The sequence below is a fragment of the Streptomyces sp. NPDC004266 genome, assembly GCF_042874095.1.
Taxonomy (GTDB): Bacteria; Actinomycetota; Actinomycetes; order Streptomycetales; family Streptomycetaceae; genus Streptomyces.
The window spans coordinates 1-12,912 of sequence record NZ_JBIAMM010000017.1 but is presented as its reverse complement, the minus strand read 5'-3'; the positions used below and the strand labels follow the sequence as shown (position 1 = coordinate 12,912).

Sequence of the window (12,912 nt, the reverse complement as noted above, 5' to 3'; positions counted from 1 at the left end):
CCCGACATGGAGGGGGGGGGGGGGGGGGGGGGGGGGGGGGGGGGGGGGGGGCGGGGCCGCGCCCCCCCCCCCCCCCCCCCCCCCCCCCCCCCCCCCCCCCCCCCCCCCCCCCCCCCCCCCCCCCCCCCCCCCCCCCCCCCCCCCCCCCCCCCCAACAGCGCGGCTGCTGCTCAGCAACGGTGGTGAGGCTGCACTGGAGTTGACCGTGGAGCCTTGGGCGGATACGTACCAGCTTCTCCCGATGCAGAGGTGGGTCGTCGTCACCCACTCGCCTGCAGCGGATGGATCATGGTCCGGGACTCTGCGTGGTGACGAGCCGTTCCAGGTCGACCATCGGCCCGAATCGCTCACGGTGTGGGTCAACGGCAACTGTTTCCACCTCGGCGACGCGGAGGGGAACGCGATCGACTCGGCCGACGGGCAGTGCCCTGCTCAGGGCTCTGCCTCCTGACGTGGTGTGCTCGGGAGTCGCGCCGGTTCGGCGGGGGTGGGCTGCGGTGATGTTCTAGAGCAGGTGGATGCCGCCGACGCTGTCGGAGACGCAGGTCACCCAGGGCCTCCTCGGTCGGATCGTCCACGGTACGACCGCCCGCTTCAACTACACGCAGCACCGGCTTCACCGTGCACGTGACTGCACCGACCCACAGGATTCAACTGTCCCGCCGTGCACTTCCGCAACAGGCCCTACGACGGCCGAGAGGTCACCGACCCTGGCAAGCTCGACATCGACCCCATGGTCCCGCTCGCCGAGGCCTGGGGCTCCCAGTAGTCCATGAACGTAGGCCGGCGTGTGCCCTCTCCGGCAGCAGCCTTCGTCGCTTCCGCGTCAGCAGATGAAGTACTCGCTTACGGCGAATCCTCCACAGCGCCTGGACCGGCCGGCGATGTCGGGCCGACCCGCGGGGCCGGGGACCCCGAACGGGGGTGTCGTGACGGACCTACCGGATCCACGGCATGATTTACGCAGGTAGCAGTACGTCGGGGTGGGAAGCGGGGGCTGTTCATGGGCGGGGGCTCGCGCGCGAGGACATCGGGCAGGATCGAACACGGACCGCTGCCGCCGCGTTCAGTCTGGGGGCTGCGATGCCAGTTCTATCTGCAGTGGATCTATCTTCCCGTAGGTCTCGCCGTGGCCGTAGTCGCATCGCTCTTCGCCGGTGGCGGCGGGACGCCGCTGTTCGGCAGCGCACGGAAGGGCGTGCCGAAGGATCCGTACGGTGACAGCGTGCTGCTGTCCCGGCGCCAGTACCAGCTGGAACTGAACGGCACATCCGAGCAGTGGCGGGAGCGTGCAGGCTTCGCCCTGCGGCGAGCCGTCGCACAAGGTTCCCGGGGCTCTGACGAGACGATCTCGCTTCCCGTCAGTGCCTACCGCGGACTGGGGCTTGAGGGCCTCGATGAGCTGGCCGGTGCGCTGGGGCGGCGTCTCGATCGGGAGCATCTGCGGTTCGGGTCGGTGGCCCTCAAGCCGGTGTCTGCGCCTCATTGACGCTCGGCGGAACCAACTGGCCACCCAGAGCCGGTCGTGTGCCGCAAGGTTGTCGGTACAGGGCGTGCGGTCAGAACGTCTCGTAGGCTTCTTCAGCCACGCGGCGGTGCTCGCTTCCAGGCGCGGGGCAACCCGTAGGCGCGCTCCAAGAACGCCCAGTCGACACCGTCCAAGTCGTCGATCACGAACGGCGCGATGCCGGAGGGTGCTGACACGCCCGGCGCACGACGCCATCCCACACCGGGACAGACTCAACGCAGTGACGGCGGAAGCTCGGGAATACCGCACGTCTGGAAGGACGCTCCCTGCCAGCTGGCGCCGGCGCCTGGGATGCCAAGCGCCGCGAGGCGTACGCCGACGACCAGGACGCCGCCATCAGCCTGGTCGCGGTGACGGCGCGCTCGTCGTCACCCCGATCGCGCTCGCCGGCCCCGCAACAGTGGCAGCCGGTACGGCCGCGGCCCCCGCATCCATGACCGGCCGTTCTCCAGACTCGCCCATGCTCGCGTCACCAGTCAGCCGGACCAGGCCAGAACTGCTCCCCGCCGGACCGCTGCGCCCTGGTGGAGATGACGGCCTCTATGGGGACGGTGTTCTCGAAGACGCCGCCCGCGCACCGGACCATGCGCTCGCCCCGCGCAGCTCGTCGAACAGGGCATGAGTACCCCGACGGGCGGCTTCGGCGCTCCTCGCAACCCTGCGGACGTGATCGTCGACGAGATCGTCCGCCACCGCATCATCGCCGAGGCCATCCGCCTTTCCGTATCCGGTCATTCCGGTGAAGAGTTCCCTGCGGGGGCGGGGGCGGGGGCGGGGGCGATGCGGAGGGCGATCATGGCGGTGTCGTCGCGCTGGTCGGAGAGGCCCTGCAGGACGCGCAGGAGGTCGGGCAGGGGCTGGTCGCGGCAGAGAGTGGCCTCGGTGGCGAGCCGGCTCAGCCCGGTGTCGAGGGAGCTTGAGGGCGTCTCGACCAGGCCGTCGGTGTAGAGCAGCAGGGTGTCGCCCGGGTGCAGGACGTGGGTGTGGTCTGTTCGGCCGGGGCCCGGCAGGACGCAGAGGGGGAGGTCGGCCTGCGCATCGAGGTGGTGGGCATCGCCGTTCGCGGGGATGACCAAGGGAGGTGGGTGCCCGGCGTTGGACCAGGTGAACCGCCAGGTTCCGTCGACACGGCGGTGGAGGGTGGCGTGGACAGCGGTGGCGAACGCCGCCGTGGCCAGTCCCTCGGCCGTCTCGTCGAGGCGGGCGAGGGTCTCGGCGGGGGTGGCGTCGGGGCCGCCCGCGTAGGCGAGAGCGCGGAGCATGCTGCGCATCTGGGTCATGGCGGTGGCGGCGGTCAGGTCGTGGCCGGCGACGTCGCCGATGTCGAGGACAAGGGTGTCATCGGGCAGGGTGAAGGCGTCGTACCAGTCGCCGCCGATCTCGCTGTCGGAACCGGCGGGCTGGTAGCGAGCGGCCAGAGTCGCGCCGGGCACGGACGGCGGTTCGGTGAGGTGGGCGCGCTGGAGGCCGAGGGCGATGCGACGGGCCTGCTGGAGGTCGAGGACCTTGCGGATCGGCCGCTGGGCCTGGTGCAGGACCTCTCTGAGCAGGGAGACCTCGCTGGTACCAGGGGTGGGAGTGTCGCCGCTGGTGACGGTGACGGCGTAGCCGAGGGCGATGTCGTCGACGGTGAGCGGGATCAAGGTCATGCTGGTCGCCTTCGCGACGGTCAGCCACCGTTCGGTGACAGCTGGCACCAGGCCGGGCGGGACGGGACCTGCCGGCGCCAGCGGGAAGGTGCGGGGTACGTGCCGGATGAGGAGATCGCGCAGTTCACCCGTGACCGGCAGGCTCTGACCGCGCAGCGCCGGTGGGGCGGGAAGGCCGGGCCGGCTGGCGGCGGCGACCCTGCGTGCGGTGACCTCGGCATGGTCGGGCGGGGGCCAGTCGTCATAGGAGAGCAGCAGGATCACGCAGTAGTCGGCGAGTTCGGGCACGATGACCTGGACGACTTCGGCGAACGCCTCGGGAAGGCTTTCGCCCGAGGCGCTGGCGACCTTCACCAGCAGCCGGTCGCGCAGCTGCCTGTTCCAGGAGTCCTCGACGTCGACGGTGGCGGCGATCCAGTCGGTTTCCGGCTCCCCTGGGTCTACGGGAACAGCCCGGGTCGTCACGTGGCGGAACGTTCCGTCGGCGGCCCGCAGCCGGTAGTCGCTCTGGATGACGCCTGAGGCGTCGGGCGTGGCGCCGCCCTCCCAGTCGGCCTTCAGCCCTTTCCGATCGCGGGGGTGGACATGCAGATACACGCTGTCCAGCCGGCCAGAGGGGCGGGAAGTCCCGGTCAACTGCTCCCAGCCGGGGACGGTTTCCTCGATCGTGCCGTCAGCGTGTTTCACCCACACCATGTGCGCGATGGCCTTCACCAGGGCCTCGTACCGCCGGCCGTCGGCGCTCTCGGTGGTGGTGTCCATCGCCAGGGCCAGGACGCCGGGACCCTCGACGGTGGTGACGGGGGTGCACGTGTACACGAAGTGCTGTGCCTGTTCGCCGGCGTCCGGATCGGTCCGGCGTCTGCCGACTACCTGCCGCGCCCGGCCCGTGGACCTTACCGACTCCAGCACGGACAGGAAGCGGTACGCGTCGGTGTCGAAGAACGCCTCACGGGCCGGCAGTCCCTCCTGCCGCGAGCCGAACAGGCGAGTGAACGCGTTGTTCGTGTACAGCAGCCGGTTGTCGGGCCCGGTGAAGACCGCTGCCGCAGGTACCACACCATCGAACACCCGCGGATCGAGCACCGGCCGGCGGTCCGTTCTTTGGCCGCCCCGGCGTCGGAGGCGGCGTGACGAGCCCGTTTTGCGTCTCATGTTGTCATTTTCCCGGAAAATACCTGCCTAGAGGTTAGGTCGCGGCCGCGTCGCCAGCCGCGTCCAGCGCGGTGGTGGGGCGGATCCCTCGGTAAGAGAGGCGGTGCCATGAACTGGCACAGAGAACCTGTGCAGCGGGTGGGTGATCTTTTGGCGCGGATTGTCGCTGGAATCGATCGTCGGTGGGAGAGGTATGGCAGCGTGCCGTGCTGGGATTCGTGCCTGGCGGCGGCCTTGGAAGTGCTCCCCGGCAGGCCGGCATGGATCTGGGTGTCGGGCAGCGTCCGGCCGATGTTCCGCAGTACTCGACCGACGGGTGAGGCATGCCGTGGATGCAGTCGAACAGATCAAAGAGCAGATCTCCTCGAACACGATCCTGCTGTACATGAAGGGGTCGCCGAACGCTGCGCAGGACACGTCCTCCGCAATGGCGGCGCAGACGGTGATGGCGTGTGGGGAGAAGTTCACCCACGTGGACATTCTTCAGCACCCGGGTATCCGTGCGGCGCTGCCGGGGTACGCGAACTGCTCTGACATCCCGCAGCTGTGGGTGGCGGGTGAGCTGATCGGAGGACCGGACACCGTGCGGGAGATGTACGAAACGGGAGAACTCCCTCCGCTGATCAAGGAGGCGGTGGCGAAGGCGAAGAAGTGAAGCCGCGCCCGGTGTAGTCGCCGAGCGCCGTCATCGCCGGGCCGGACCACGCTTGCGGTCCCCGGCCCGGCCGTCCGGTCGGGCGACGGCCGCACGGAGCCGCGGCCCGCTGAAGACCGAGATTCCCCCTCCAGCTCGCTGCGATCCTCATCTGGGCCCGGCGGTAAAGGGCCGCCAGCAGTCGAGAACCCCACGCGCGTCCGCAGGCGAAGAGCCGGTATCGGCGTGCTCCACGGCGCTGAACGCCATATGCATGGGGAACGGTGTCCTCACCCGGACGTCACGCGGCTAGTCCGTCGTGACGGGCAGGAACGCCCAGGCGTTCTGGAGGTCGAAGTCGGAAGGCGCCAGGACGGGCTCAGGCGGGAAGATCGCCTTCGGCGACACCACCACCTGGAGCTCCTTGTCGGGAACACGGATGAAGAAGGGTACCGGCAGCGGCTGCTGCGGAGCCGGCTCGATCCTCCACTCACGGGTGGGGAAGTCACTCACCGGCCCCAGGATCACCCTCTCGCCTTTCTCCGGCTCCTTGTAACTCAGGGAACGAGAGGGGAAGAGCCGGGCGGGAAACTGGACTGGAGGGAGATGAGGGTGCCGGCGAGGGTGAGGGCGGCGAGGCAGAGGTCGGGGTGCTTGTCGTGGCGGGTGGCGAGGCCGCGCCATGGCTTGAGGCGGTGGAAGCAGCGTTCGACGACGTTGCGGCGCCGGTAGGCGGCCTTGTCGAACCCGCAGGGCCGTTCCCGGCGCCGTCTGCGACCGGCCAGCTGGTCCACCTGTTCGGAGAGGGTGGCCTTGATGCCGCCTGTTCGGAGACGGTGGCCTTGATGCCGCGCCGGTGCAGGTGGGTCCGGAAGGTGCGGGCCGAGTAGCCCTTGTCCGCGGCTACGTGGTCGGGCCGGGTCCGTGGTCTGCCCGGCCCCGGTCCGGGGACGCGGATCAGGCTGATGACGGTCTCGGCCTGGGGGCAGTCGTTGCGGTTTCCGGCGGTGACGAGGAAGGCCAACGGCCGGCCCCGTCCGTCGCAGGCGAGGTGGATCTTGCTGGTCAGCCCGCCTCGGGAGCGTCCGAGTCCGCCAGGGCTTCGTTCGGAGCTCCGCTCAGGGCTCTGTGGGATTGTCGAGGCCGTACAGTGCGAAGTCGCCGTATCCGCCGGTGGAGCCGCCCGGATCTCATGGGTTCTGCCAGGGGCCGCAGGGCTGTCCGCACCGGTACGTTCACGCCGTCTGTGCCTGGGGAGGGGGTCGGTGTGAGCGGTGTGGTGCCGGTGCTGGTGGCGGCGGTGTTGTGGGGCACTGTGGGTCCGGCGCAGATCTGGGCCGGGAGCGGAGCGCATCCGGTGTCGCTGGGGGCGGCCCGGATGCTGGTGGGCGGTCTGCTGCTGACGGTGGTGATGGTGCGGCCGGCCGGGCTGCGCACGCTGCTGCGGCGGGGCGTGCGGCGGTGGGTCGTGGTCAGCGTGCTGGTGACGGCCGCGTTCCAGGTCTGCTTCCTGCAGGCGGTCGAGCGTTCGGGGGCGGCGCTGGCGACGGCGACGGCGTTCGGGACCGTGCCGGTGGTCAGCGGGGTGTGCGGGCTGCTGCTGTCCGGTGAGCGGCTGTCGCGGCGGTGGGTGGCGGGGACGCTGTGCGCGGTCGTCGGGATCGGGTTGCTGCTGCTGCCCGACAGCGAGGGACGGGCGGACGTCCTCGGTGTGGGGTACGGGATGGCGGCGGGTGCCGGCTTCGGCGTCTACATCGCGGCAACCAAGGAGCTGGGTGCGCGAGGGGGCGATCTGGACGCGGCGGCGCCGGTGAGCGTGCTGTGCGCCGGGCTGGTGGTCTCGCCGTCCCTCCTGGTCGCTCCGGAGGGTGTGTTCACGGTGCGCGGGGCGGCGCTGGTGGGGTGGCTGGCGCTGGGGACGACGGCCCTGGGGTATCTGCTGTTCACGCGGGGCGTGGGTCGACTCAGCGCCGCCACGGTCGGGACGCTGAGCCTGACCGAACCACTGGTGGCCACCGTGCTCGGGGTGGTGCTGCTCGGCGAGCGGCCGGGGCCGCTCGCCGTCGTGGGCGGCGTGCTGCTGCTGGGCGGACTGGTGGCCGTCTCGGTGCCGGGGCGGCGGCGGGCGGCGGCCCGGCGGCCTCGGCCCGAGCCGGTGGGGCGGTGAGGCCGGGCGGCTTACCGGTCCTGGTAGCTGCTCATGTTCGCGCGTACGTGGTCGGAGAAGAACCGCGGGCCGATCGCGTCGGCGCGGGCCATGCCCTCCGGGGTGAGCAACAGGACCGTGCCGGCGGCCCGGACCCAGTTGCGGGCCAGGAGGGTGTCGAGCTGGGCGGCGAAGTCGGTCTCGAAGCGGGTGCCGAAGTGGCGCTCGTAGCGGACGACGTCGAGTCCGGACGATTCGAGCAGGTGCTGGAGGACGTACATCCGGCGCCGTTCGTCGTCGTTCATGGCGAAGGCCCACTGGGCGCGGCGGAAGCGCTCGCTCGGGGTCGCGATGTAGTCGTCGATGATGCGGCGCACCTCGGGGACGGCGACGGCGTAGTCGGTGGTGTAGTGCAGGTCGGTGGTGAAGGAGCGGGCACCGACACCGAGGCCGACCATGCCCGCCTGTTGGTTGTACTCGTTGATGCTGTTGCCCTCGTTGTCCTCGGTGGCGGCGCTGCCGAGGCGTCGGAAGACCCGCATGGACGTCTGCTCGTATCCGGCCGACAGGAGGTGGTCGCGGCCGAAGCGGTAGAGGCGCAGTCGCTGGTCGTCCCATTCGGCGGGGCTGGTGGCGTGCCGGGAGCTGAGACCGGTCAGCGGGCGGACGTAGAGGGGGTAGAGGTAGATCTCCTCGGGTTCCCAGGCGAGGGCGGCGTCGAGGGAGATCTGGAAGGTGCGTTCGGTCTGGCCGTCGATGCCGTAGATGAGGTCGATGTTCAGGATGGGGAACCGGGCGTCGCGCAGGCGGGCGAGGGCGGATTCGACTTCCTGGCGCTTCTGCGGGCGGACGGCGGCGCGGACTTCGTCGTCGAGGAAGCTCTGCACGCCGATGCTCAGCCGGCTGGCGCCGCGTTCGGCGAGGACGGACAGCCGGTCGGCGGTGGCGGTGGCGGGCGAGGTCTCGACCGACCAGGAGGCCGCCCGCAGGTCGGCGCCCATGATGTTCTCGGAGATGTCGCAGAGCCGGGTGAGTTCGTCGGCCGTGAGGTAGGTCGGGGTGCCGCCGCCGAAGGCGGCGAGGGTGAAGAGTAACGGCTTGCCCTGGGCGTCGAGGGCTTCTCTGGTGACGCGGGCCTGGCGTTCGAGGGTGTCCAGGAAGGCGGTGGTGATCTCCTCGGGGGCGCCGGTGCGGGTGAAGAGGTTGCAGAACCCGCATCTCATCTCGCAGAAGGGGACGTGGGCGTAGAGGGAGAGGTTGTCGAGCCGTTCTCCGGACCACAGGTCGCTCAGGAGCGGGCCCTCGTCCAGGAGGCGGTAGGCCTTCTGGTGCGGATAGGCGTAGACGTACTGCTGGTAGGGGGTTTCAGCCTCGGCGGGTGCTGCTGCGGGAAGGGAGGGCGACGGAAGCATGACGGACTTGCCCATGGGCGATGTGCCTCGCTTTCTGAGGGGTCGTCACGGCGGGTGACAGTTCGGCACCTTAGAGCGGCCGAGGAGGTGATATCTGTAGTGTGATCACCAAAAGATGTGTTTCTCTCCCTAGAGGTTCGTCCGCACTTTTGGCGAAGGGAGCACTTTCTCCCGAATTGCCGCCCCCGGCACGGGCGACGGGCGATCCGGACCGTCCGATACGCCTGACGGAGCAGGCGCCCATGGGGTTGTGTGTCCGCCATGAAGCGACTTCTCATCGCCGCGGGAGGCGGCGGCGACGCCATCACGGCGGCCATGGTGCACGCCGCCCTGCACGGCCCGCGCACTCCGGCTCTGGTGCTCACCTACGCGTGGGAACGGCTCGTCGTCGACCCCGTGCCCGGGCCGCGCGGCATCCCGGACTTCACCGCCCTCGACCGCCCCGCGCCCCATCTGGCCCTCGTCACCCCCCGGACCGCGCCCAGGGCTCCGGCCGGTTCGCTGCTGCCCCGGCTGGCCGGCGGGTTACGGCCCGCGCTGGGGCTGCTCGACCCGTACGACGGAACGGTCGGCCTCACCCGGCAGATCGAGGCGGCGGCCCGCTGGTGCGGCGCCGACCGGGTCGATCTCGTGGACGTGGGCGGCGACATCGTCGCGCGCGGTGACGAACCGACGCTGCGCAGCCCACTCGGCGACGCGCTGGCCCTGGCCGCCTGCGCCGCGACGGGCCTCCCGACCACCGTGTACGTCGCCGGGCCCGGCCTGGACAACGAGGTGCCACGGGCCGTCCTGGCGCCCCGCCTCGGTGACCCGGCCTTCGCCCTCGCGCCCGAGGACACCGACGACGTGCTGCCCGTCTTCGACTGGCACCCCTCCGAGGCCGGCGCGATGCTCGTCGCGGCGGCCCGTGGCGTCCGAGGCGTCTGCGGCACCCGCGACGCCCCCGCCCCCGTCGTCCTGGACGACTCCTCGCACCTCGTGCACCGGCTCACCGGCGAGGACGCGCTCCGGCTCAGCCCGCTCGCACGGGCCCTCGCCTCGTGCCCCAGCCTGGAGGCCGCCGAGAAGGTGTCGCACGCCGTCTGCGGCTTCTCCGAGATAGCCCGGGAGCGACAGCGCGCCGCCCTCCTCCCGGCTCCGCCCGCCCCGCGTCCTCCCGCGGAACCCGAAGCCGTCCTGGGCCGGTACCTCGCCTTCGAGCGCGCCCGTCGCGCCGAGGGCCTCGCCTACGTCACGACCCGCAGGATCATCGAGGAACTCGCCCTCACGCCGGCGGAATCCGACGCCCTGCACCGTTCCCTGGCCACGGGGTCGCCGGCCCGGCGTGCGTCACCGCTGTGGCGGCTGACGACGGCCTGAAGCGAACCGCGGCGAGCGGGTGACGGCCTCGGCGTCCCGGTCCGCCTCCACGGCACACCTCTCCGTTCGGGGAGTACGACAAGCCTCGCGAGATCCCGACAAGGCGGCCTGACGAGCTCGTGCACGGCAGGCGGTGAGACGTCGAGGACTTCGGTGGGACCGGTGCTCACCCCTGTCGTCGCGGGTCCGGCTCTGCGGTCTGCTGGTGGGAGAGCGGGCCGGCGACGGCCTGAACGGTGTCGCTGATGTGCTCGCGGCGGCCGAGGCGGCGCGTCAGTGCACGCCAGTTCTTCAGATGGGCGATGTCGTGCTCGACCCGGATGCGGCGTGAGGAATGCGCCTTGCGCTATCGCTCGTACATATCCTCGTACCCGTCGGGGGCGTTCTTCTTGAACTTGTGGTGCGGTGGCGCCACCCTGCGTCCGCCGGTCTGGGCGCCGAGGCCCTGGTAGCCGGCATCGGCAAGGATCTCGACCGCGGGCCCGGCGGCCAGGAGCTTGACCAGCCCTGACTGACGGGCGTGGGTGATGTCCGCGCAGCTTCCGGGCTCGGTCGGGCTGCACCACAGCACGCGGCCCTCGCCGCCCCGTGATCACCATGGATTCGACGGCGTTCTGCTGGTTCTTGCCGGGGATGCGCCTGTCCCGGTCCTTGCGTCCGGCGGCGGGCCGCCGGACCCGGATCTCCGTGCCGTCGATTGAGCACTGCAGGAGATGCGTTCCCTGCCACCCGGCCATGATCAACCATCCAGAGCTCGACGTCCTACCGCCTACCGTGCACGAGCTCGTCAGCCAGGGTGGACGGCACGGACGCCAGCCCCTGTTCTCGACGGTGTGTTTTGGCCCCGCTGGAACGGTTCCTGCTGGCCCCACTTTTGGGCCGTGTGGGTGATGAGTCAGGGTGGTGTCGCAGAGGAACGGTCTGGAGTGGCCCACCCCTGTGTCCGGGTGACGTTTCGCCGGTGCCTTGGGGGCGCAGGCGATCAGGGGCTCAGATTGCTTCCAGCGCTGTGTGCTCGGCGTGGCGCAGCCAGTCGAGGTACCACTGTGCGAAGGTCACCGGCTTTCCGTCGCGGCCAAGGAGCGGTGCGAGGTCGACGTCGTCCACCCGGCAGTCCGACCAGATCGTGCCGCGGTGGCGGCCGCTGGTGATCAGCCACTCCCGCTGGGCGCACCCCAGGTGGCAGATCACGATCGCACCGACGGTGCGCTCGGGGGCGAACATGACGGCGTCCCACCGTTCGTCCCATGCCTCGATGGCGTCGTCGAACTCCTCGATCTCGTCGAAGTCCTCTTCCTCGGGGCGTTCAGCAAGGAGCGCGTCGACGATCTCGGGGTCCAGGCGCTGCCCGGGAAACGGCTCGGCAAGCCGGGAGAGGTCCGCCATGTCCGCGCCGTCACCCTCCCATCTCCAACGGCCTTGCACTCGTCGCACCGGGAACATGCCATGGGCGGGACCAGCACCACCCGCGCCGACGCGCAGGAGGAAGGTCCGGAATTCCTCCGGCAGCGTCACCTTCATCTGTGCCTCGAGCTCTGCGAGCTCGGCATGGCTGAGCGGCTGCTCCAGAACCCATCGGTGCCCCCGGGCCCCGAACACTTCGTCGCTCGCGGGGGATGCCCCCAGAGCCTCAACCCGTTGACGGACGCCCGCCCACTGCTGATCAGCCATGAGCAAAAGATAGGTGCCGCCACCGACATCGACATCGACGGGGCCTCGTGGAAGTCAGGTGCGGCCGGTTCGAACCGTTCCTCCTCGGGGCCAGACGAAGCCGCCACGGCGGGGCCGAAGAAGACCGTCCTGGACAGGCGCCGGACCGTCAGGAATGAGCGCGAGGGGTGAGGGTAGGCGACGCCGTGGAGTGCGTGGAACCTCTCCTTCGACCGGCGGCCCGTGGCCTTCCCCCCGCCGCGTGCTGATGGCCGTGCAACAGCCCCGTCCGGGTCTTTCCGGGTGGGGCTGTTGCTTGTGCGCTCCCGGGCGCCGCGCGGCAGGTCGCAGCGGCGTTTTCCCATCGCCATTCGCCGCTGGCCGGGGTGGAGTGAGTGATGCGCGAGACGTACGAGGCGGCGGGCCGACGCCGGGCCCGGCCGCTGGTCCCGGATCACGGTGGAGGCCGCCGGCCCGGAGGCCGTCCGCGCCGCGCTGCGCGGACCGGCCGGAGCCTCCTGGGTGGCGGACCGGCTCACCGAGGCACTGGGGGAGCCCCGGCGCTTCCGCCCGCCCGTGCCCCTCTCAGCGGTCGGCCACCTCGTCCGCTCCGGCCTGCTGACCTACCTCGGCGGCGAACCCGCCTACCCCGACGTCACCCAGACCAAGGTCGCCGTCCGCGCCCGCCGCCGGGACCTGCCCGCCCTCCTCGACCGCCACGTCCCCGACCAGGCCGCCCGCCGCCTCGGGGTGCGCCGCGTCGACTTCGACCAGATCGTCCGCCTGGGCTGGATCACCCTCACCGGCACCGTGGACATCGACTACAAGCACCACGGCGGCATCACCACCATCCCCCTGTACTCCGCCGAGGACATCGCCCTCCTGCCCACCGTCCGGCCGGCCGTCGACTGGCACGCCCTGCGCACCCTCGCCCCGGGCCGCTGCTCCCCGCTCCGGACCCTCGCCCTCCCCGTACCGCAGGACGAGGAGCGGGTACTCCTGGCGGAAGTCGGAAGGATCGCCGGTGTCGGCCGGGCCGCCGTGGTGGACTGGCGCCGCCGACACCCCGACTTCCCCGCCCCCGCAGCCGGTACCGCGGTGCATCCCGAGTTCGACCGCCGCGCGGTCCCGCTTGTGTGCCATCCGCTGGTGCAAGGTCCTGCTGTCGTCGGTTTGCCCGGTGGTCAAGGACGACGTCTGGCGCGGGGGTGTGGGTTGTTCCGGCGGTCCGTGGCGTTGTGCCGATTCAGCCGTTGGCGGGTCTGAGGAAGTCGGTGCCGGCGTCGCCCTGACCACCGAACTCGGCCGGGGGCTCGGAGGTCGGGGGCTGTACGACCCGCGCCTTTCCGTCGCCGGCTGACCGGAACGGAGCATGGGAG

Annotated in this window: 11 protein-coding genes and 1 pseudogene; 6 read left to right on the top strand and 6 right to left on the bottom strand. The window is 71.0% G+C overall.

The genetic code is table 11. From position 1 onward, the window contains the following. Positions 1–1,129: 1,129 nt before the first annotated feature. Complete coding sequence (locus ACFYUZ_RS32205; protein ID WP_389315215.1) at positions 1,130–1,489, top strand: hypothetical protein; 360 nt, start codon at positions 1,130–1,132, stop codon at positions 1,487–1,489. A 770-nt stretch (positions 1,490–2,259) separates the two neighbouring features. On the opposite strand, the gene ACFYUZ_RS32200 is transcribed toward ACFYUZ_RS32205, so the two are convergent. Then, positions 2,260–4,236, bottom strand: coding sequence for a SpoIIE family protein phosphatase (locus ACFYUZ_RS32200; protein ID WP_389315213.1), 1,977 nt, complete (start codon positions 4,234–4,236; stop codon positions 2,260–2,262). Between the two features lie 424 nt (positions 4,237–4,660). Here ACFYUZ_RS32200 and ACFYUZ_RS32195 point away from each other — a divergent pair, with 424 nt between their 5' ends. After that, on the top strand, positions 4,661–4,987 hold the full coding sequence (locus ACFYUZ_RS32195) for a glutaredoxin family protein (RefSeq protein WP_389315212.1): 327 nt from the start codon (positions 4,661–4,663) through the stop codon (positions 4,985–4,987). A gap of 288 nt (positions 4,988–5,275) precedes the next feature. Here the strand turns inward: ACFYUZ_RS32195 and ACFYUZ_RS32190 are convergent, their stop codons facing one another. After that, positions 5,276–5,479, bottom strand: coding sequence for a hypothetical protein (locus tag ACFYUZ_RS32190; protein ID WP_389315210.1), 204 nt, complete (start codon positions 5,477–5,479; stop codon positions 5,276–5,278). 44 nt (positions 5,480–5,523) lie between these two features. Beyond that, positions 5,524–6,065, bottom strand: a pseudogene (locus ACFYUZ_RS32185) (IS5 family transposase); the annotation flags it as partial. Positions 6,066–6,233: 168 nt separating this feature from the next. Here ACFYUZ_RS32185 and ACFYUZ_RS32180 point away from each other — a divergent pair. After that, positions 6,234–7,133 carry a DMT family transporter gene (locus ACFYUZ_RS32180; RefSeq protein ID WP_389315209.1) on the top strand — a complete coding sequence of 300 codons (900 nt, stop codon included), beginning with the start codon at positions 6,234–6,236 and terminating at the stop codon, positions 7,131–7,133. 11 nt (positions 7,134–7,144) lie between these two features. Here the strand turns inward: ACFYUZ_RS32180 and ACFYUZ_RS32175 are convergent, their stop codons facing one another. Further along, positions 7,145–8,539, bottom strand: coding sequence for an STM4012 family radical SAM protein (locus tag ACFYUZ_RS32175; RefSeq protein WP_389315207.1), 1,395 nt, complete (start codon positions 8,537–8,539; stop codon positions 7,145–7,147). A 246-nt stretch (positions 8,540–8,785) separates the two neighbouring features. Here ACFYUZ_RS32175 and ACFYUZ_RS32170 point away from each other — a divergent pair, with 246 nt between their 5' ends. Continuing rightward, positions 8,786–9,883, top strand: a complete 1,098-nt coding sequence (locus tag ACFYUZ_RS32170; RefSeq protein WP_389315205.1) for a DUF1152 domain-containing protein — start codon at positions 8,786–8,788, stop codon at positions 9,881–9,883. Positions 9,884–10,088: 205 nt separating this feature from the next. Then, positions 10,089–10,214 carry a hypothetical protein gene (locus tag ACFYUZ_RS32165; protein ID WP_389315203.1) on the top strand — a complete coding sequence of 42 codons (126 nt, stop codon included), beginning with the start codon at positions 10,089–10,091 and terminating at the stop codon, positions 10,212–10,214. 15 nt (positions 10,215–10,229) lie between these two features. Here the strand turns inward: ACFYUZ_RS32165 and ACFYUZ_RS32160 are convergent, their stop codons facing one another. Together ACFYUZ_RS32160 and ACFYUZ_RS32155 are read right to left on the bottom strand one after the other, a co-directional pair. Further along, positions 10,230–10,454, bottom strand: a complete 225-nt coding sequence (locus ACFYUZ_RS32160; protein ID WP_389315201.1) for a hypothetical protein — start codon at positions 10,452–10,454, stop codon at positions 10,230–10,232. 419 nt (positions 10,455–10,873) lie between these two features. After that, positions 10,874–11,554: an SMI1/KNR4 family protein gene (locus ACFYUZ_RS32155; protein ID WP_389315199.1), complete on the bottom strand. Its 681-nt coding sequence runs from the start codon at positions 11,552–11,554 to the stop codon at positions 10,874–10,876. A gap of 438 nt (positions 11,555–11,992) precedes the next feature. On the opposite strand from ACFYUZ_RS32155, the gene ACFYUZ_RS32150 reads away from it, so the two are divergent. Beyond that, entirely contained in the window at positions 11,993–12,799 is an 807-nt protein-coding gene (locus ACFYUZ_RS32150) for a hypothetical protein (protein WP_389315197.1), read from the top strand. The last annotated feature ends 113 nt before the right edge of the window (positions 12,800–12,912 follow it).